Source organism: Burkholderia contaminans, assembly GCF_029633825.1.
Taxonomy (GTDB): Bacteria; Pseudomonadota; Gammaproteobacteria; order Burkholderiales; family Burkholderiaceae; genus Burkholderia; species Burkholderia contaminans.
Map to the genome: position 1 here is coordinate 1,441,770 of NZ_CP090642.1, position 19,978 is coordinate 1,461,747.

The 19,978-nt window shown below is 63.8% G+C and carries 15 protein-coding genes; 8 read left to right on the top strand and 7 right to left on the bottom strand.

The window, feature by feature from the left end; translation table 11 throughout:
• Nucleotides 1-33 precede the first annotated feature (33 nt).
• The 7 genes from LXE91_RS38595 to LXE91_RS38625 all read right to left on the bottom strand — a co-directional run bounded on the left by LXE91_RS38595 (nt 34) and on the right by LXE91_RS38625 (nt 9,461).
• Complete coding sequence (locus LXE91_RS38595) at nt 34-822, bottom strand: IclR family transcriptional regulator (RefSeq protein ID WP_039343247.1); 789 nt, start codon at nt 820-822, stop codon at nt 34-36.
• A 7-nt stretch (nt 823-829) separates the two neighbouring features.
• Nucleotides 830-1,699, bottom strand: coding sequence for an IclR family transcriptional regulator (locus LXE91_RS38600; protein ID WP_052760076.1), 870 nt, complete (start codon nt 1,697-1,699; stop codon nt 830-832).
• A gap of 299 nt (nt 1,700-1,998) precedes the next feature.
• Nucleotides 1,999-3,150: an NADH-dependent flavin oxidoreductase gene (locus LXE91_RS38605; RefSeq protein ID WP_039343246.1), complete on the bottom strand. Its 1,152-nt coding sequence runs from the start codon at nt 3,148-3,150 to the stop codon at nt 1,999-2,001.
• Between the two features lie 187 nt (nt 3,151-3,337).
• Nucleotides 3,338-4,270 (bottom strand): LysR family transcriptional regulator, encoded by a 933-nt coding sequence (locus LXE91_RS38610; protein WP_039343245.1) that lies wholly within the window; start codon nt 4,268-4,270, stop codon nt 3,338-3,340.
• A gap of 91 nt (nt 4,271-4,361) precedes the next feature.
• On the bottom strand, nt 4,362-7,880 hold the full coding sequence (locus LXE91_RS38615) for a pyruvate carboxylase (protein ID WP_039343244.1): 3,519 nt from the start codon (nt 7,878-7,880) through the stop codon (nt 4,362-4,364).
• 229 nt (nt 7,881-8,109) lie between these two features.
• Nucleotides 8,110-8,289 carry a hypothetical protein gene (locus LXE91_RS38620; protein ID WP_135370834.1) on the bottom strand — a complete coding sequence of 60 codons (180 nt, stop codon included), beginning with the start codon at nt 8,287-8,289 and terminating at the stop codon, nt 8,110-8,112.
• A gap of 20 nt (nt 8,290-8,309) precedes the next feature.
• Entirely contained in the window at nt 8,310-9,461 is a 1,152-nt protein-coding gene (locus LXE91_RS38625) for an acyl-CoA dehydrogenase family protein (RefSeq protein WP_039343242.1), read from the bottom strand.
• Nucleotides 9,462-9,703: 242 nt separating this feature from the next.
• On the opposite strand from LXE91_RS38625, the gene LXE91_RS38630 reads away from it, so the two are divergent.
• The 8 genes from LXE91_RS38630 to msrB all read left to right on the top strand — a co-directional run bounded on the left by LXE91_RS38630 (nt 9,704) and on the right by msrB (nt 19,942).
• Entirely contained in the window at nt 9,704-10,579 is an 876-nt protein-coding gene (locus tag LXE91_RS38630; RefSeq protein ID WP_039343241.1) for a MaoC family dehydratase, read from the top strand.
• Nucleotides 10,580-10,603: 24 nt separating this feature from the next.
• Complete coding sequence (locus LXE91_RS38635) at nt 10,604-11,353, top strand: SDR family NAD(P)-dependent oxidoreductase (protein WP_039343240.1); 750 nt, start codon at nt 10,604-10,606, stop codon at nt 11,351-11,353.
• A gap of 92 nt (nt 11,354-11,445) precedes the next feature.
• Entirely contained in the window at nt 11,446-12,651 is a 1,206-nt protein-coding gene (locus LXE91_RS38640) for an acetyl-CoA C-acetyltransferase (RefSeq protein WP_039343239.1), read from the top strand.
• A gap of 15 nt (nt 12,652-12,666) precedes the next feature.
• On the top strand, nt 12,667-14,619 hold the full coding sequence (locus LXE91_RS38645; RefSeq protein ID WP_039343238.1) for an AMP-binding protein: 1,953 nt from the start codon (nt 12,667-12,669) through the stop codon (nt 14,617-14,619).
• Nucleotides 14,620-14,637: 18 nt separating this feature from the next.
• Nucleotides 14,638-15,819, top strand: coding sequence for a CaiB/BaiF CoA transferase family protein (locus tag LXE91_RS38650; protein WP_039343237.1), 1,182 nt, complete (start codon nt 14,638-14,640; stop codon nt 15,817-15,819).
• Nucleotides 15,820-16,565: 746 nt separating this feature from the next.
• Nucleotides 16,566-17,747, top strand: a complete 1,182-nt coding sequence (locus LXE91_RS38655) for a porin (RefSeq protein WP_039343236.1) — start codon at nt 16,566-16,568, stop codon at nt 17,745-17,747.
• A gap of 323 nt (nt 17,748-18,070) precedes the next feature.
• On the top strand, nt 18,071-19,237 hold the full coding sequence (locus LXE91_RS38660; protein ID WP_157644913.1) for an alpha/beta fold hydrolase: 1,167 nt from the start codon (nt 18,071-18,073) through the stop codon (nt 19,235-19,237).
• Nucleotides 19,238-19,411: 174 nt separating this feature from the next.
• Nucleotides 19,412-19,942, top strand: coding sequence for a peptide-methionine (R)-S-oxide reductase MsrB (msrB, locus tag LXE91_RS38665; protein ID WP_039343235.1), 531 nt, complete (start codon nt 19,412-19,414; stop codon nt 19,940-19,942).
• Nucleotides 19,943-19,978: the final 36 nt, after the last annotated feature.

Below are 19,978 nucleotides of genomic sequence, written 5' to 3' on the forward strand. Positions count from 1 at the left end.
CTGACGTCCGTCGGATCATGGAACTGCCGGACGTCAGGGCTCGCAGTCGACATCACTCAAAATAAACGACAGCGTTTCCGCCGCGGCCTTCAATTCGGACACTACGCGCCGACGGATTGCAGTCATATCCGGCTCCAGCTCGACCGCACCGCAGTTCAGCGCCATCAGCGTGTGGGTACGACCGACCACAATAGGCACTGCTATGCCGTATGCATTCCGCTGATATTCGCCAACCGACATGCACACGCCCGACTGCTCCAGGTCGGCAAACGCCGCATCAAGGTTCTTTTGGACGACATCCGCGTCGTCTCCTGCCGCTTCGAGCAACTCCGCGATCAATGCATCGCGCGCATCCTCAGGTAGTCCGTAGAGGTAAGCACGGCCGACAGCAGTCGACTCCATCGGCAGCAAGGAGCCGACGCCAAGCCGCAAGGTCGCGATCTTGGGGCTTGCTCGCCACGCGATATACACCATGTCGAGCCGATGCGGGACCGCAAGCGCTACCGACAGATCCAGCTTGTCGGCAAGTTTCTGCATCACGGGCGTAACCAGACGCGTGACCGGATTTGCCTCCAGGTACGCGTGGCCGATGCTCAATGCGCCGGCACTGAGTTCGAACTGCCGGCCGCCGCCCACGCGGCGCAGATAACCCGTCGAAATCAGTGTCGACGTCAGTCGAGACACTGTCGCCTTCGGGAGACCGGTACGCCGTACCAGTTCCGCATTCGACAAGGGCGCACGTACCGCCCGAAACGCATGCAGCACCTCGAGCCCTCGCTCGACGGTCAACGTCACACCTGTTTGGCTGTCGGTCTTTTCCATATTCGTGTCAGCCGGCGACGATCGCCTGCTCCTGCAAATGCCGGGCGGCTGCAACGAGACGCGGCCCGAGTTCACGCTCGACCCGGGCACGTCCCAGCCGGGCGCTGCGGCCAATGCAGGCGAGCACGAGCGGGGTATGGTCCTGGACCACCAGCGGCACCGCGAGAATCGTGAGATCCGGCTCCCACTCGCCCAGCGACACGCAATAGCCGACGTTGTGCACCTGTGAAATGCCCTCGCTGATACGGCGACGCAGGTTGGGCCAATCACGCCCTGTCTTGCGTTCGATGTTGCCCAGCAAGTAAAAGCGTTCAAGTTCCGGGAGTGCCGCGAGCATGGCCCAGCCCATCGGCGATGATGCGATACGTAGGCGAGTGCCCGCATAGAGCTTCAGATCGACTGACGCCGGCTTGCTCGCGCACGTTTCCAGCACGATCACATCGAGACGATCCCGTGTGCCGAGTACCACATAGGTTTCGCTCGCATTCGCGAATGCCTGCATTTCAAGTCGCGCTAGCAGTTGAACGTTGGAATGAGCGATTGCCGCATAGCCGAGCGACAGCACGGGCGCGGCAAGCCGGTATTTTCGACGCTGCGGCGAATAGTGAAGGTAACCGAGCGCGACCAGAGAACGCGCCATCCGGGAAACCGTCGGTGCAGGAATACCCGTCTCGGCCACGAGTTCCTGGTTGCCGAGCCACGGCTCGTGCGGGGAAAACGCAGCCAGTATCGCGAGACTCCGTGCCAATGGAACGACCATCGATTGGGATGCGGATCCGCTGTCCAGATTCCGGCCGTCGTCGAGCGATGGATCGCCCCAGGTTGCCTTCTCCTGTCCGGACGCGGGTGTCTCTGCCTGGCGTGCGTGAGGCGACATCGATTGCTCCGTTTGTCTCTATCTGGCTCTGAAAACGGCCATGAACTATCTGTTCTGCAACCACGGACCGCGCGCGGCATCAACGGCGCGCGGTCCGTGGTTGCATCCGATGGCATTCATTACAGGACCCGGGAGGCATCAAGTCAATTGGATCGCCGACTCATTCCGTACTTTGAAAGACGGAACAGAACGCACACTGCACACGGATACGGTGAATCGGCGGTTTTCCGTAGCTGACGCGTCGGAACGCCTGCCATGCGACCAATCATAGTACGGAACAAATCCGCAATCGATCCAGATCAGTCGACAACCGCCTCTGGCCGATGCACGGGAATCCAGCCAGGCGCCATTTCAATCGCCGCCCACAAGCCCTCCGGAATCGACAATTGCGACTGCTCGCCCATATCGATTGCGTGGCGAATTTGTGCGTCGCAACCTGTTTCGGCGATCGCCACCCAATCCGGATTCATCACGAGCCCTTTTCCAACCGCTACCAGCGACAGCCCGAGATCGAGGGCGTCCGCGGCTTCGCGCGGGGTGCGAAGCATCCCGGCAGACATCACCGGCACGCGGCCGCCGACATGGTCGACGATCGCTTTCACCGTGAGGCCGGTATCCGCGCCCAACGGCCGTGCACCTCGAACGTCATTGAGAGACGCGTGCACGTAGTCGACCCCGCCCTCGATGACCTTGTCTACCAGTGCGCAAACATCCGGCACACGATATCCGCCCTCCTCGCGCTCCTCCGGAGATATCCGGTACCCCAACAGGAACGGGCGCTTCGCGTACGCGGCAATCACACGTCGCGCCTCGCTGACGACCGCCAGCGGAAAGCGCATGCGGTTCTCCAGCGACCCACCCCATTCGTCACAGCGCCGGTTGTAGCGCGGAGAAAAGAAATTTTGCAGCAGGAAGCCATGCGCGCCGTGCAGTTCCACGCCATCGAATCCCGCTTCGATCGCCCGGCGAACGGTGTCGCCAAAAGCCCGCACCATGTCTTCGATCTCGTTGGACGCCAGCGGTCGCGGCGTTACGTCACCGCGGTTGAACGGTCCCGCCAGTGCGGCGACGGCGGATGCGCTCACGAGTTCGCCATTCGGGACGGCCTCGACAACGGCTTTGTTGCCAGCATGGAAAATTTGCAGGACGGCAAGCGCGCCACCGCTCTTGGCCGCTTCGGCCAGTCTTCTCAGGCTGGGAATGAAACGGTCGTCGTAAGCGGCGAACTCGTCGGTAAAGCCGATGCCGTTCTCCGTCACATGCGTACAACCGGTCACGACCATGCCGACGCCTTGAACACGGCGCCGGTAGTAGTCGAGTTCGGCGTCTGAAATGGCGCCATCGGGGTCGGCGGACCAGGTCGTCATCGGTGCCATCACAACGCGATTGCGCAGTGTCAGGCCATTACGAAAAACAAGAGATCGGAAAAGGGAAGCATGCTCATTCGTCATTTGAATGCAAGGCCATCGCTCGTCGCGCAGCCCGTGAATACAGGAGTAACGATGATGCGGGCGGGATGCATCGCCATCAAGACACACGAGACGACATCAGTGTTAATTCGAGATTGACAACGAGGGCCGCCGAGACCGAATCATTTCGACGAATTGCCGGCGATCGAGCGATAGCACGCTCGAAATGTCAGGTCACGTTGAGCGCGGCCATATCCGCTTCGAGGGCCGTCGGAATCGATGCTTGCAGCGACTCGACGAAGGTCCGGATCTTCGCATCGAGATACTGGCGTGATGGATAGAGTGCGTAAGCCGTCAGCGACTGCAGCGTGTAATCGGGCAGCACCCGTACCAATCCGCCACCTCGCAGGGTCGGCACTGCAGTCGACATGGGCAATGCGCCGATTCCGGCGCCAGCGCGCAAGGCAACGGCCAGCGCCTCTGCCGTATTGACCCGGAGCTGGGCCGGTGGCAGTTCGAAACGCTCGGCACCATGCGGCCCGGTCAACTGCCAGTGGTTGTTCGGGAACACGGACGAGACGATTTGCAGGCAAGCGTGTTCAGCAAGCATTTGCGTATCGAGCGGTACGCCATGCGTGTCGAGATAGGCCTGTGATGCACACAGCACACTGCTGAGCCTACCGAGACGCTTCGACACGAGCCCCGAATCCGGCAGGTCAGCCGCACTCAGCTGCAGCGAGACGTCATAGCCGTCATCGATCAAGTCCGGCACATGCTGAGACAGCGTCAGTTCGACCAACACGTTCGGATAGGATTGCCGATATGCCAACACGGCCGGCAATACATAGCTCTGGCCGAAACCCGGTGTCGCGTGTACGCGCAGGCGCCCCGCCGGCCTCGCATGCGCGTCGGCCGCCTCCGCCTCGGCCAGGTCGATGCCGGCGAGAATCTGCTCGCACCGACCGAGATAGCGTTCACCCGCTTCCGTCAGTGCGATCCGCCGCGTCGTTCGGTTGATCAACCGCGTCCTCAGATGCGTCTCGAGCGCACCAACCGCACGCGACACGAGCGCGGTTGTAACGTCCATACGCTCTGCCGCGCCGGTAAAGCTGCCCTCTTCGGCAACGCGCACGAAGAATTTCATTGCTTGAAGCTTGTCCAACCGATCACTTCCTAATCAAATCGATCCGATCAAAGGGACGCGACAGACGGCAACGCGCATCTGGAATCGTGGTCCGACAAGCGAGCCAGCATTACACGGCTCCCTTCATCTCGATCAGCAGATCCTTCGCCGCCACCCGCTCGCCCGGCTTCACGTGCACGGCCGCGATCTCGCAGTCGCGCTCCGCCGCGATGTGTGTTTCCATCTTCATCGCCTCGAGCGCGATCAGCGTCGTACCGGCCGTCACGCGCTGCCCCGGCTGCACGGCGACCGTCACCACCGAGCCCGGCATCGGCGCGGCGATGTGCAGCGGATTGCCCGGATCGGCGCGCTGCAACCCATGGCGCTCCTTGCCCGCGTGCACGACCGTCTTCTGCTCGACCAGCGCGGAGCGCGACTGGCCGTTCAGCTCGAACAGCACCTTCACGATGCCGTCCTCCGCATCGGCGTGCTGGCCCTGCAGCGACACGAGCAGCGTCTTGCCCGGCTCGATGTCGATCGCCACCTCCTCCTGCGGCTGCAGCCCGTACAGGAACGCCGACGTCGGCACGACCGACGTGTCGCTGTAGGAGCGAACGTGCGCATAGTAGTCGACCGTCTGCTTCGGATACATCAGGTACGACGCCAGTTGCCGATCGTCGAGCGGCTGCTCGCACGCGGCCTCGGCCTGCTTGCGTGCCGCGTCGAGATCGACCGGCGGAATCTGGTCGCCCGGGCGATACGGCGCCGGCGGCTCGCTCTTGAGCACCTTGCGCGACAGCTCGGCCGGGAAGCCGTCGGGTGGAAAACCCAGCTCACCCTTGAACAGCGACACGACCGATTCCGGAAACGCGATGTCCTTGTCCGGGCTGCGCACGTCGTCTACGCTCAGGTCGTTCGCGACCATCATCAGCGCCATGTCGCCGACCACCTTCGACGTCGGCGTGACCTTCACGATGTCGCCAAACAGTCGGTTCACGTCTGCATACGCACGCGACACCTCGGTCCAGCGATGATCGATGCCGAGCGAGCGCGCCTGCTCGCGCAGGTTCGTGTACTGGCCGCCGGGCATCTCGTGACGGTAGACGTCGGCCGTGCCCGCGCGGATCTCCGATTCGAACGGCGCGTAATAACGGCGCACGCCTTCCCAGTACATCGATGCTTCGTGCAGGCGATCCTGGTCAAGCCCCGGATCACGCTCGCTGCCGGCCAGCGCGGCCGCGATGCTCGACAGGTTCGGTTGCGACGTGAGCCCGCTCATTGCATCGAGCGCGCCGTCCACCGCGTCGCAGCCCGCACCGATCGCCGCGAGCACCGACGCCGCAGCGATGCCGCTCGTGTCGTGCGTGTGGAAATGCACGGGCAGCCCGGTTTCCTCCTTGAGCGCCTTCACGAGCGTCGCGACCGCTTGCGGACGGCAGATGCCGGCCATGTCCTTGATGCCGAGCACGTGCACGCCGGCCTGCTGGAGCTCGCGCGCGATGCCGACGTAATACTTGAGGTCGTACTTCGAGCGCGACGTGTCGAACAGGTCGCCGGTGTAGCAGATCGCGCCTTCGCACAGCATCCCGCTCTCGCCGACCGCGTCGATCGCCACGCGCATGTTGCGCACCCAGTTCAGCGAGTCGAACACGCGGAACACGTCGACGCCAGCGCTCGCAGCCTGCTGCACGAAGAAGCGCACGACGTTGTCCGCGTAGTTCGTATAGCCGACCGCGTTCGAGCCGCGCAGCAGCATCTGGAACAGGATGTTCGGCACGCGTTCGCGCAGCAGTGCGAGCCGCTCCCACGGGTCTTCCTTCAGGAAGCGCAGCGCGACGTCGAAGGTCGCGCCACCCCAGCATTCGAGCGAGAACAGCTGCGACAGCTCGCGCGCATAGAACGGCGCGATCGGCAGCATGTCGGCCGTGCGCATGCGCGTCGCGAACAGCGACTGGTGCGCGTCGCGCATCGTCGTGTCGGTCAGCAGCACCTGCTTCTGGTCGAGCATCCAGCGCGCGAACTTCTCGGGGCCGAGCTCGCGCAAGCGATCGCGCGTGCCGGCCGGGATCGCCACGGCCGTATCGATCTTCGGCAGCACCGGTTTCTGCAGCGGCAGCGCCGGCAGCGTGCGGCCGTTCATCTCGGCGTTGCCGTTGACGTTCAGCTCGCCTAGATAGCGCAGCAGCTTCGTCGCGCGGTCGCCGCGTTTCGCGAATTCGAGCAGTTCCGGCGTCTTGTCGATGAAGCGCGTCGTCACGTCACCCGCGATGAAGGCCGGATGGTTGATCACGTTCTCGAGGAACTGCAGGTTCGACGTGACGCCACGAATCCGGAACTCGCGCAGCGCGCGATCCATCCGGTGAATCGATTCGGCCGCCGTCGGCGCCCAGGTCGTCACCTTCACGAGCAGCGAGTCGTAGTACGGCGTGATCACCGCGCCGCCATAGGCGGTGCCGGCATCGAGCCGCACGCCGAAGCCCGCCGCGCTGCGATAGGCCGTGAGCCGCCCGTAGTCGGGCAGGAAGTCGTTCTCCGGATCCTCGGTCGTGATCCGGCATTGCAGCGCGTTGCCGTTCAGCGGGATCGCGTGCTGCTCCGGCACGCCGGCTGCGCGCGCGATGAGCGAGCCGTCGCCGTCCGTCGCATCCTCCGTCAGCCCGATCTGCCCACCTTCCGTGATGCGGATCTGTGCCTTCACGATGTCGATCCCGGTGATCATCTCGGTCACCGTGTGCTCGACCTGGATGCGCGGGTTCACCTCGATGAAGTAGAACTGGCCGGTGTCGGCGTCCATCAGGAATTCGACGGTGCCCGCGTGCGTGTAGCCCACGGCACGCATCAGGCGCAGCGCCGATTCGCACAGTGCTTGCCGGCCGTCGTGATCGAGATACGGCGCCGGCGCGCGTTCGACGACCTTCTGGTTGCGTCGCTGCACCGTGCAGTCGCGCTCGTACAGATGCACGACCGTGCCGTGCAGGTCGCCGAGCACCTGCACCTCGACGTGCCGCGCATTGCGCACGAGTTTCTCGACGTACACCTCGTCGTTGCCGAACGCGGCCAGCGCCTCGCGGCGCGCGACGGGCAGCAGCGTCTCGAGGTCGCGTTCGTTCTCGAGCACGCGCATCCCGCGCCCGCCGCCGCCCCAGCTCGCCTTCAGCATCAGCGGATAGCCAACTTCCGCGGCCAGTGCCTTGCACGCATCGAGATCGTCCGGCAACGGCGCGGTCGCGGGCATCACCGGCACGCCTGCGGCGATCGCCGCGTTGCGCGCGGCCACCTTGTTGCCGAGCGTACGCATCACGTCCGGCGACGGGCCGATCCAGCGGATGCCTGCATCGATCACGGCCTGCGCGAAATCCGGGTTCTCGGACAGGAAGCCGTAGCCGGGATGGATCGCGTCGACCTTCGCCTGCCGCGCGACGCGCAGGATGTCGTCGATGTCCAGATACGCGGCGAGCGGCTTCTTGCCCTCGCCGATCAGGTAGCTCTCGTCCGCCTTGAAGCGATGCAGCGCAAGCCGGTCTTCCTTCGAATAGACCGCCACCGTGCGAATGTTCAGCTCAGCGGCGGCACGCATCACGCGGATCGAGATTTCCGAGCGGTTCGCGATCAGGATGGACTGGATGGGGGTAGAAGTCACGGCAGCTATGAATCGTTAAGGGTTAAAGAGATCCTGTCGACGCGATCCATCCGCCGCCGAACCGATTTCCCGGGGATGCGCGAGATCTGCGGCGTCGTTCGCGATGCATCGGACTGCTTCCGGGCATCTGCATTCTCACGAGTTCTGCCGGGGGTCGCTATCGGCATCGCGACGACGAACAGCACTCAGCCGACCTGCTGACGGCATCGGTGCGGCGTGCAGATGCCCGAAACCAGCGTTAGTCGCGGTGCATGAACAACGATGTGTGATCCATCCAGTCATAGTGAGCGCTGCCGCCCACCCACGCCCAGTTCGCGGCATCGCGCCGCGCCCCGTCCGGGCTCAGGCGTGCGAACGATCGTTCGGCCTCCGTTGCCCTGTCGCGCCGTGCTTCGGCATGTTCGTCGAAACCCGTCATCGCATCCTTCGCATCGCGCTTCATTGCGCGTCACGGACCATGTTGCGGGCGATCACCACCTGCTGGATCTGGGTCGTGCCCTCATAGATGCGGAACAGGCGCACATCGCGATAGAAGCGCTCGATCGCGTATTCGGCCATGTAGCCGGCGCCGCCGAAAATCTGCACGGCGCGATCGGCCACACGGCCGCACATCTCGGAGGCGAACAGCTTCGCGCACGAGGCCTCGGTGCTGACCGGCAGCTTGTCGTCGCGCCGGCGCGCGGCATCCACCACCATGCAGCGAGCCGCATAGATCTCGGCCTTGCTGTCAGCCAGCATCGCTTGCACGAGCTGGAAATCGGCGATCGGCTTGCCGAACTGCTTGCGCTCCATCGCATAGGACAACGCCATCGACAGCATTCGCTCGGCCACGGCAACGCATACCGCGGCGATATGGATGCGCCCCTTGTCCAGCACCTTCATCGCCGTCTTGAAACCCTGCCCTTCCTTCCCGCCGATCAGGTTCGCCGCCGGCACGCGCACACCGTCGAAGATCACATCGCACGTATGAGCACCTTTCTGCCCCATTTTCTTATCGCGCTTGCCGAAGCTGATGCCAGGCGTTTTCGCATCGACGATGAACGCCGAAATGCCGCCCGAGCCTTTGTCGTCCGGATTGGTGCGGGCCATCAGCGTGAAGATGCCCGCATGAGGCGCGTTCGTGATGAAGCGCTTGGTGCCGTTGACCACGTAGTCGTCTCCATCCCGGATCGCCGTGGTGCGAAGCGATGCCGCGTCGGAGCCCGCTTCCGGTTCGGTCAGTGCGAACGACGCGATCAGCTCGCCAGTCGCGAGGCGCGGCAGATACTTCTCCTGCTGCTCGGGCGTGCCGTCGAACAGGATGCCCTGCGAGCCGATGCCCACGGTGGTGCCCAGCAACGATCGAAATACCGGTGACGCGTGGCACAGTTCGAACACCGCCAGCACCTCCTCTTCCATGGTCAGCTCCAGACCGCCGAAGCGTTCCGGAATGGTGAGGCCGAACAGGCCCATCGCCTTCATGTCGGCGACGATGTCGTCGGGAATCTCGTCGGTTTCGGCAACGAGTTCCTCATTGGGCATGAGCCGCTCGCGGACGAAGCGGGCGATGGATTCGAGCAGGCCGTTGAGCGTTTCTTGATCGCGAATCATGTCGGTACGCCAGATGAAGGGATGAACATGCTCCGATGCTGCGCCGGCCGCCAACGCGATACAACCGATCCGCCGAAAACGTTCCGCAGAATGAAAGTGCCACGACGAGGCTGGCATTGGCGATCGGCCACGACAGGGATGGCAGCTCCTGCCAAGGTACGGAACAACGTTCGGCGATCCGTTGACCGCCGTTCGAGCCGGTTCCATCGTAGGAGCTCGAGTCAACTGCCGTTACGTCCACCATGCCGCTCCAGCCGAATCACTTGCTGTCCCGCCCGTTCCCGTCCATCGAGCATGCGTACTCGCTGCGCGACACCCAGCTCTACGCGCTCGGGCTGGGCCTCGGCGCCGATCCGCTCGATGCGGGGCAATTGCGTTACGTCTACGAAGGCAAGGACGGCGCGTCGCTACGTGCGCTGCCGACCATGGCGAACGTGCTCGCGTACCCGGGCTTCTGGGCACGCGAACCGGACACGGGCATCACCTGGCAAAAGATCCTGCACGCGGAGCAGGAAATCAGGATTCACGCGCCCCTACCGGCGAGCGGCCGCGTCACGGGCACGACCCGCATCACCGGCCTGTGGGACAAAGGGGAAAACAAGGGCGCGTTTCTCCAGCAGACGCGCGACATCGCGGATGCCGAGACGGGAAACCTGCTCGCCACCGTCGTTCAGCTGAGCCTGTTGCGCGGCGATGGCGGGTTCGGCGAAGGCGGTAGCACCGACGCCTTGCCGACACCGCACGCGATGCCTGACGGCGCGCCGGACTGTGTATGCGAGTTGACCACCCCGACGCAACTGGCACTGATCTACCGATTAAGCGGCGACCTGAATCCGTTGCACGCCGATCCGGCCGTGGCCTCCGCGGCAGGGTTTCCCCGCCCCATTTTGCACGGCATGGCCTTGATGGGCGTCGCAGCGCATGCGGTGCTGCGTACGGTGCTGGCCTACGACGACACACGCTTTGCAGGCATGCGCGTGCGCTTCACCGCGCCGGCCTGGCCCGGCGATACGCTGCGCACCGAGATGTGGATACGCGGCAACACGGTTTCACTGCGCGTCACGGCCGTGGAGCGCAAAGTGGTGGTTTTGACCAACGCGCGGGTCGATCTGCGCTGAAACGCAATTCTTCAGGAGACACACATGGATCTGGGTTTGACCGGCAAAGTTGCCATCGTCACGGGCTCGGCTCGCGGCCTGGGCGCCGCCACCGCGCGCCGGCTCGCACAGGAAGGGGCGAGCGTCGTCATCACCGACATCGCCGCCGAACTGGCGCAAGCCACGGCCAAGGCGCTGCAGGACGACGGTCTGGCCGCACACTGCATCGTAGGTGACATCACGCGGGAAGCAGACGTCCAGCGCCTCGTCGACCAAACGATCGAGCACTTCGGTGGCGTGCATATCCTGGTGAACAACGCCGGTGCACCGCGCGACAAGTACCTGGTCAAGATGAGCGAAGACGACTGGGATTTCGTCATGAACGTCATGCTCAAGGGCGCCTTCCTGGCCGCGCGGGCCGTGATGCCGCATTTCATCGAGCAGGGCTGGGGCCGGCTGATCAACATCAGCTCGCGCGCCTATCTGGGCAATCCCACGCAGGCCAACTACTCGGCTGCGAAGGCCGGCCTGATCGGCATGGCCAAGGCGCTGTCGATGGAAGAAGGCCGCTACGGGATCACGGCAAACTGCGTGGCGCCGGGTTTCATGGAAACGGAAATGGTGCAAGCGCTGCCGACCTACGAAACGATCAAGGAACGCGCCGTGGCCGCGCAGCCGATCAAGCGCGTCGGGCGTCCGGACGACATCGCCGACGCGGTGGCTTTCCTCGCCAGTGAGCGCGCCGGTTTCATCAGCGGCGAAGTGCTGCACGTCACGGGCGGTCGCTACGGCTGATCCGGAGACGGCATCGCAACGAACATGGCTGCCGGCGCGTGACACGCGAACAAGGGTGGCTGAATATTGATGACATTCAAGAGGCATTCGAAATGAAACGAGCAGCCATCGTCTCCCCGCTGCGCACCCCCGTGGGCGCGTTTGGCGGAGCGTTGAAGAGCGTTCCCGTGGAGGAACTCGGCGCAACCGTCGCACGCGCCGTCGTCGCGCGTACCGGGCTCGATCCGGCACGCATCGACGACGTCGTGTTCGCACAAAGCTATGCGAGCGGCGAAACGCCGTGCACCGGGCGCTGGGTCGCGCTGCAGGCGGGTTTTCCGATCGAAGTGGCCGGCATGCAGTTGGACCGGCGTTGTGGCGGCGGCGTCCAGGCGCTCGCCACGGCGGCCATGATGGTGCAGACCGGCGCGGCCGATGTGGTGATGGCCGGCGGCGTCGAAAGCATGAGCAACGTCGAGTTCTATACCACCGACATGCGCTGGGGCAAGCGTGCGGGCTCGGTCACGATGCACGATCGGCTCGACCGTGGCCGTGAACGCTCGCAACCGGAAAGCCGCTTCGGCCGTATCAGCGGCATGATCGAAACCGCCGAGACGCTGGCACGCGAATACGACATCACGCGCGACGCGTCCGACCGCTTCGCCGCGCGAAGCCACCAGCGCGCCGCCGCCGCACAGCAGGCCGGATATTTCAATACCGAGATCGTTCCTGTATCGGTGCCTCAGCGCAAGGGCGACGCGTTGATCGTCTCTCAGGACGAGGGTGTACGCGGCGAAACGTCTATCGAAAGCCTCGCGAAGCTGCGTACGATCATGAAGGACGGCGTCGTCACGGCCGGCAATGCGTGCCAGCAGAACGACGCGGCCGCCGCCTGCCTGATCGTGGCCGAGGACAAGCTCGACGAGCTCGGACTGACGCCGATCGGCTGGCTGGTCGGCTGGGCCGCCGCCGGCTGCGACCCGGCCCGCATGGGCATCGGCCCTGTGCCTGCCGTGCAGAAGGTGCTGGCACGCACCGGCCTCACGTTCGACCAGATGGACCTGATCGAGCTGAACGAAGCGTTCGCGTGCCAGGCGCTGGCCTGCGTGAAGGGCTGGGGCAGCTCGATGGCGACGCTGGAAGACAAGCTCAACGTGAACGGCTCCGGCATCTCGCTGGGCCACCCCGTGGGCGCGACGGGTGTCCGCATCATGAGCACGCTGCTGCACGAAATGCAGCGCCGCAAGGTCCGCTATGGGCTTGAGACGATGTGCATCGGCGGCGGCCAGGGCATCGCGATGATTGTCGAGCGCGCATAAGGCAGGAGACCGATCATGAGCAACCATGAATCCGGCCAGGTGTGGAAACCCGGCCAGCGCGAGCTGCAGCACGCCGGCATCGTGAAACTGATGCACGCATTGGGCGTGCCGTCGTACGAAGAACTGATGCGTGTGTCGATCGCTGAGCCGGAGCGCTACTGGACGACGGTGATGGACGAATGCGCAATCGCATGGGACGCACTGCCGACAGGCTACGCTGACCTGTCGCGCGGCCCGCAGTTTCCGAGCTGGTTCCCCGGCGGCAAACTCAACTGGGTCAACACCATCTATGGCTGGGCGCGCAACCCCGCCACTGCGCAACAAAAGGCCGTTGTCGCCGAGCGGGAAGACGGCAGCGTCAGCGAGCTGACCTACGCGGAGCTGGAGCAGCGCGTCAGCGATTTCGCCGCAGGACTCGTACGGCACGGTGTCAGACAGGGCGACCGCGTCGGCCTGCTGATGGAAAACGGCGTCGAGGCGACCGTCTCGCTGCTGGCCATCGTGCATCTCGGCGCGCTGGTCGTGCCGTTGTTCAGCGGCTTCGGGGTCGATGCGATCGTGGCTCGCCTGTCGGCTGCCGAGGCACGCATCGTGATCGCATCCACCGGCTTCTCGCGCCGAACCAAGCGGGTGGATGTACAGGGCGCGCTGCGCGACGCATGGCGCCAGCTGCCGTTGCTCGAACACGTGATCTGGAAGCGCGGCGAAGGCGACACCGCTCAAGATACACGCGACCTCGACTGGCAGGAAACGGCAAGCGCCGGACAGGGCCAGGGCGTCCCGCCGGTGTCCGTCACGCCCGATACGCCGTTCATGGTGATCTATACGTCGGGCACCACGGGCAAGCCGAAAGGCGTGGTGCATACGCACGGGAGCTTCCCGATCAAGATCGCGCACGATTCGCTGGTTCACTTCGACGTGCATCCCGGCGACGTCTACTGCTGGCCCGCCGACATGGGCTGGATCGCGGGCACGCTGGTGCTCGGCTGCGCGCTGCTGCGGGGCGCGACGCTGGTGTGCTACGACGGCGCGCCGGACTACCCCGACTGGTCGCGCATGTCGCGCGTGGTGGAACGTCACCGCGTCACGCACTTCGGATCGGCGCCCACGCTGATCCGCGGGATGGCCAGCCACGAGGCGCTCGCACTCGCGGGCGATCGCTCCACCGTCCGGTTGCTGATCACGGCGGGCGAAGGCATCGCGCCCGAGCATTTCAACTGGTTCCTGCAGCGCTTCGGCGACGGCACGGCGCCCGTCATCAACTACACGGGCGGCACCGAGGCATCGGGCGCGCTGCTCGCGAGCGTCCCGATCCGGCCGATTCCGCCGAGCGGCTTCAATACCGTCTCGCCCGGCGTGGCCGCAGACGTGGTGAATGCCGACGGTCAGAGCGTGACCGGCGAAATCGGCGAGCTCGCGATTCGCGCTCCGTTCGTCGGTATGACGCAGTCGTTCTGGCACGACGACGAACGCTACCTGGAAACCTACTGGCAGACCATTCCGGGCATCTGGGTCCACGGCGACCTGGCGCTGCGCACGTCCACGGGTAACTACTTCATGATGGGCCGCTCCGACGACACGCTCAAAGTCGCGGGCAAGCGCCTGGGGCCGGCCGAGGTCGAGGAAGTTGTGCTGGAACTGCCGGACGTGGCCGAGGCGGCCGCGATCGGCGTCGCCGATGCGGACAAGGGGCAGAAACTCGTCGTGTTCGTCGTGCCCAAGCCCGACGCCGATGGCACGGGTGCGGATCTGGAGGCCATCGTGTCCGGCCACGTCGACAAGCGTCTCGGTCGCCCGTTCCGGCCGGGCCGTGTACATGTGGTCGCGCAACTGCCGAAGACGCGCAGCTCCAAGATCATGCGGCGCGTGATCCGTAGCGTGTACTGCGGTCAACCTCCGGGCGACCTGTCGTCACTCGACAACCCCGGCGCGCTGGACGAAGTGCGCGCTGCGGCGACCTCCGCCTGACTCAACTGCAAACGAAACATGAAAGTACTCGAAGGCATCAAGGTCCTCGATTTCGGACGCTTCATCGCCGGGCCGTTCTGCTCGGCACTGCTGGCCGACTACGGTGCGGACGTCATCCGCATCGATCGCGTCGGCGGCGGCGAGGATCGATATATCGTACCCGTGACCGAACACGGTGAAGGCGCGCTGTTCTTGCAGGTCAACCGCAACAAGCGCTCGATGACGCTCGATCTCGACAGCCCCGAGGGGCGCGATATCGTGCGCAAGCTGGTTGTCGATGCCGACGTGGTGATCGCGAACATGCCGCCCCGCACGCTCAAGAGCCTCGGGCTCGACTACGACAGCCTGTGCGCGATCAAGCCCGACATCATCCTCGTTGCGTCCAATGCATTCGGCAACAGCGAGGCCGTGCGCGACCGCGTGGGCTTCGATGGTGTCGGCCAGGCACTGAGCGGCGCGGTGTACATCGCCGGTACGCCCGATCGGCCGCAAAAGGCCATGGTTCCGGTGGTGGACTTCGCCACGGCATTCTCGTGTGCGCTCGGCGTCATGCTGGCGCTCTACGAACGCCAGCGCAGCGGCATGGGACAGGAAGTCAGCGCGTCGCTGCTATGCACGGGCCTGAACATGGCCAGCGGCGCGCTGATCGAGGAAGCGTTGCTCGGCCTGGATCGCCAGGCCACGCTGAACCGTGCGTCCGGCTATGCGCCGTCCGACATCTTCAAGGCGACGGACGGCTGGTTCATCACCCAGGTCATCGGCCGTCCGATGTTCAAGCGGTGGACGCAACTCGTGGGCCGACCTGAACTGCTCGACGATCCGCGCTTCGCCGACGACAGGCTGCGCGGCGAGAACGGCGCGTTCCTGAGCGAACTGATGAGCGCATGGTGCGCAGACAAGACGCTCGCCGATGCGCTGGCCGAACTGGAGCAGGCGCGCATCCCGGCCAGCCCTGTCAATTCGCCACGCCAGGCACTGGAAGACGAAACCATCAAGGCGGCCGACGTGATCCGATGGATGGACTATCCCGGTGCGCCGAAAAAGGTGCCCATCTTCGCCACGCCGGTGTCGTTGTCGCGTACGCCGCCGGAGATCCATACGCGACCACCGCTGACCGGCGAGCATACCGATGAAATTCTCGCCGGCATCGGACTGGATGCACGCGAGGTTGCCGATTTGCGATCACGCAAGATCGTCTGATCTACCCTGCCAAATCGCGCACCGGCCATCGATTCGACGGCCGGTGCATGACCGTTCCAAATCAAACAACGTACGAAAAGGAACGTGCCGAGACATATGCCGCACTGGAATTCAATCACGTCGGCCGAATGCCGGCGCGCTCGGATAACCCGTCGTGCCGGCACTTAACCGTGCCGCACGTGATCTCGAGCTGGTGCTTCGCGATGCTCGCGACGAACCGCGATCACCTGCCTGAACGCTCCCGAGCCTCCTCCTCATCCATGGGTCACAGAACCCGGCCGCTCATTCGCAAGCCCCCCCTGCTCTGCGACGAAAACCCGCTTCGGACTGTGTGCATAGAACAACGAGGCAATCAACCCGAAAGGATCTCCGTCACTCGTGACGATCTGAGCGCGCTTCACATTGTCTCTGGCAGGACGAATCAACACAGGACTCTTACCTCGCTTCGTTCTTTCCAACTTGACGCGGTTTACCCGTAAGGGTCTCTACCCCATCCGCACGGCCTCGGATCATGCGCATTCCAATGCACGGAATCAGAGGGGCCAACCGATTGACGATGGTGGTGGTGGCGAATCTAATCATCGAACGTAGCGATATCTGGACCAAGTAGATTCTGTTGTACCGATCTGAAGCCTTTTCCCAAGGAAACTCATCGGTTCAATTTATTAAGGTTTCCGAATCAACTTTTGATCCATGAATCACCACGTCACGGCGAATAAATTCAGAAGAGACTTTGGAGACGTTCAATGAGAAAGGCAATTGCGCTTTGCGCAGCGGCAGGCTTCGTCAGCGGTACAGCAAGTGCGCAAAGCACCGTACTGCTCTACGGGATTCTGGATGAAGGTGCCAACTACGTCAGCAATGCGGCTGGCCATCACCTTTACAATCTCTCGAGCGGCGTCCTGAATGGCAGCCGCTGGGGGCTGCGTGTACGGGAGGATCTCGGCAGTGGCTATGGTGTGATCGCCGTGATGGAGAACGGGTTTGACGTCAATACCGGCAAGCTCGGCCAAGGCGGTCTCGGATTCGGTCGGCAGGCGTACGTTGGCCTGTCCAGCCCGTATGGCACGGTAACGCTCGGCCGACAATACGATTCCGTCGTCGATACGCTCGGCCTATTCGAGGTGGGTGATCAATGGGGCGGCTCCATGGCCGCTCACCCGTCCGACAATGACAACTTCAACAATACGAACCGCGTCAACAACGCGATCAAGTACACCAGCCCGGTCTTTCATGGCGTGACGGCAACCGCGCTCTACTCGCTCGGCGGTGTCGCGGGACATACGGGCCGCAATCAGATCTGGTCGGCCGGTGTCAGTTACGCGAATGGTCCCCTTTCTTTGGGCGCCGGCTATCTCAACGTCCGAAACCCGAACACGTCGTTCTACGGCTCCGGCGGAACGGTCGCCGCCACGGTCAATGAAGTGCCGGGCTCGAACTTCGGCGCATCACCGGTGATCTCGGGCTATGCGTCGGCGCATTCGCTGCAAGTTATCGGCGCCGGTGCCGCGTATACGATCGGCGCGCTGACGTTGGGAACGACCTACTCCAATACGCAGTTCCGTCACCTTGGCGACACATCGAGCGGGCCGGTGCCCGCTGGCGGCATCGCAGGAACCGCAAAGTTCGACAACGTCGAAGCGAGCGTGAAATACCAGTTCACGCCGTCATTCCTCATCGGTGCCGCGTATGTCTACACGCGGAATAGTGGCGCCGATTCAAAAGGTGGAGCTCATTACAATCAGGCTTCCGTCGGAGCCGATTACTTCCTCTCGAAGCGCACCGACGTCTACCTCGTCGGCACCTATCAGCGTGCCAGCGGGACCGACTCGACCGGTCGAGTCGCCGTCGCGTCCATCAATCAGTTGACGCCGTCGACCTCCAATCACCAAACCGCGATTCGCGTCGCCATTCGACATCGGTTCTGATCCGCGGCGATCCCGTCAACTCATGTGTCGACGCGCCGCGCTGAAGCGATTCCGTTGGAGTATCGGGTTCGCGGGGGGCGCGCGGCGCAAATGGTTTTCGGCATGCTTCCACCGGGATCGCCATCCTTCCCTTCAACGGTTGACCGGCCACGCTCATCATGAATGAACACAAAAAAACCTGTCGGACCTCGTCGACAGAGGTAAAGCGAGCAAGTTCATCTCGCTCGATCAACGTTCGTGGAAAGCATCCCAAGACAGCATCCGTTGCGCGACGTTCATGTGAATCACGAGGGCGGAGAGCGCTTACTGCATGGATGATGGCGATGACATTGACGCTCGGAGCCTGCGGCGGGGGCGACGACGTCAACTCCGGGTATGCCAGACTGATGTCTGCAGTACCTCAGGCCGTCACGTCGGTACCGGACGCGCACGCAACGCTTCTCACCTATACGATGCCGGCAACGGCAGGCGGCACTACGCCCGCGACTTCGCTGTTGTTTGTTCCGAAGGGCAATGCACCTGCGGGCGGATGGCCGATCGTCGCGTGGGCGCACGGTACCACGACCGCGGGGCAAGCCACATGCGCACCGAGCCTGACGCTGGACACGCTCGACGGAGGACTGACCGCGCAAGGTTTCCCGAGCCATTACAGCGACTTCATCGAATCGCTGGTCCATGCAGGTTATGCGGTGGTCGCTCCCGATTTCGAAGGCCTGGGGCCGGCCGAGAACACTCCGTACCGATACTACAGTTCAGCAAGCGAGGCGCGATCGATCATTGCGGCGGTAGTCGCGGCGCGTGAGAGCGACACGCCGCTTTCCACCCGTTGGGCGGCCGTCGGACATTCGGAAGGTGGGCGGGGTGTCCTCGAACTCCAGCGTTTTGTCGGTGAAGCCTCCACCCTCGATTTTCGTGGCACGGTCGCGATCGCGCCCTTCACGTCTGTCGCCGCGTCAATCAACGGGCTCAACGACATGGCCGCTGGCGATGCCGCGAATGCCGCTCTCTATACCGCAATCCAGAATTTGTTCGTCGGCATGCTGACTGTCGCAGTGCAAGTCGGCTCGCCCAATGTGGACGTTTCGAAGCTGATGGGAGCCGATCTGGCGTCCCAGTTGACGGACCTGAAGACAAAATGCGTGTTCGCGGCCTTCGGTCAGATCGGTCAGTTGATCGCGACCAAGACAACTGCCGGATACGCCGGCTTCAATCCTCAGTGGAGTAGCGTGCCGGAAATGCAAGCCTATCTTGCCGCAAATGATCCGGCGGTTGAGCCCAACTTCCGATTGACGGCGCCCACGCTGATCCTTCAGGGGACGGCAGACGTGTTCGTACAGCCAACGCTTACTAACGAACTTGTCTCACGTCTGCAAGCAACGACACCTCCTCCGTCGCTGGCGTACAAGACCTACCCGGGCATGGATCACGCAACGGTCATGACCGTTGCTGCACCCGAAGTTATCGCGTTTCTGTCCAGTCGATTCCAGTAATTGACGCATGCATGCGTCACCGCGTCGATGATTTACGTTCAGATATTCGAGTCACCGAAAAGCCGCATGCATCGCCCGGATATCACAATTCATTTAACTTTCCGTGAGGACTTCGACACCGGCCGCTGACTACGATGGGCGCATATTTTCAGGACCTGCTGCCAGGAGCCCATCATGCCCACCCGCAGACATCTGCTGTTCGCCGGCGCCACCGGCCTCGCCGTGCTCGCGACCCTGTCGTCCGTCGGCCGCCGCGCGCTGGTCGGCCGTGCGTTCGCCGCATCGCCGGCCACCCCGCAGACGGCCGCCCCGTTTGAAGTCACCCTCAGCGACGCCGAATGGCATCGCCGGCTCACGCCCGCCCAGTACTCGGTCCTGCGCGAAGCCGGCACCGAGCGGCCGTACACCAGCCCGCTGAACGACGAGCACCGGCAAGGCACGTTCGCGTGCGCCGGCTGCAACCTCGCGCTGTTCTCGTCGGCCGCCAAGTTCGACAGCCATACGGGCTGGCCGAGCTTCTGGAAGCCGCTCGACCACGCGGTCGCAACGAACACCGACGCGTCGTTCGGGATGATCCGCACCGAAGTGCACTGCCGCCGCTGCGGCGGCCATCTCGGCCATGTGTTCGACGACGGCCCGCAACCGACCGGCCTGCGCTACTGCATGAACGGCCTCGCGCTCACCTTCCACCCCGCCGCCGCCTGATCCGGCCCCGAACTCCCGACCGACTGGAGAACGCAC

Coding starts and splice junctions, on each gene's coding strand:
- LXE91_RS38640 (WP_039343239.1), top strand. CDS start 11,446: ATGAAACGAGCAGCCATCGTCTCCCCGCTGCGCACCCCCGTGGGCGCG.
- LXE91_RS38620 (WP_135370834.1), bottom strand. CDS start 8,289: ATGACGGGTTTCGACGAACATGCCGAAGCACGGCGCGACAGGGCAACG.
- LXE91_RS38600 (WP_052760076.1), bottom strand. CDS start 1,699: ATGTCGCCTCACGCACGCCAGGCAGAGACACCCGCGTCCGGACAGGAG.
- LXE91_RS38595 (WP_039343247.1), bottom strand. CDS start 822: ATGGAAAAGACCGACAGCCAAACAGGTGTGACGTTGACCGTCGAGCGA.
- LXE91_RS38660 (WP_157644913.1), top strand. CDS start 18,071: ATGACATTGACGCTCGGAGCCTGCGGCGGGGGCGACGACGTCAACTCC.
- LXE91_RS38650 (WP_039343237.1), top strand. CDS start 14,638: ATGAAAGTACTCGAAGGCATCAAGGTCCTCGATTTCGGACGCTTCATC.
- LXE91_RS38645 (WP_039343238.1), top strand. CDS start 12,667: ATGAGCAACCATGAATCCGGCCAGGTGTGGAAACCCGGCCAGCGCGAG.
- LXE91_RS38635 (WP_039343240.1), top strand. CDS start 10,604: ATGGATCTGGGTTTGACCGGCAAAGTTGCCATCGTCACGGGCTCGGCT.
- msrB (WP_039343235.1), top strand. CDS start 19,412: ATGCCCACCCGCAGACATCTGCTGTTCGCCGGCGCCACCGGCCTCGCC.
- LXE91_RS38655 (WP_039343236.1), top strand. CDS start 16,566: ATGAGAAAGGCAATTGCGCTTTGCGCAGCGGCAGGCTTCGTCAGCGGT.
- LXE91_RS38630 (WP_039343241.1), top strand. CDS start 9,704: ATGCCGCTCCAGCCGAATCACTTGCTGTCCCGCCCGTTCCCGTCCATC.
- LXE91_RS38605 (WP_039343246.1), bottom strand. CDS start 3,150: ATGACGAATGAGCATGCTTCCCTTTTCCGATCTCTTGTTTTTCGTAAT.
- LXE91_RS38625 (WP_039343242.1), bottom strand. CDS start 9,461: ATGATTCGCGATCAAGAAACGCTCAACGGCCTGCTCGAATCCATCGCC.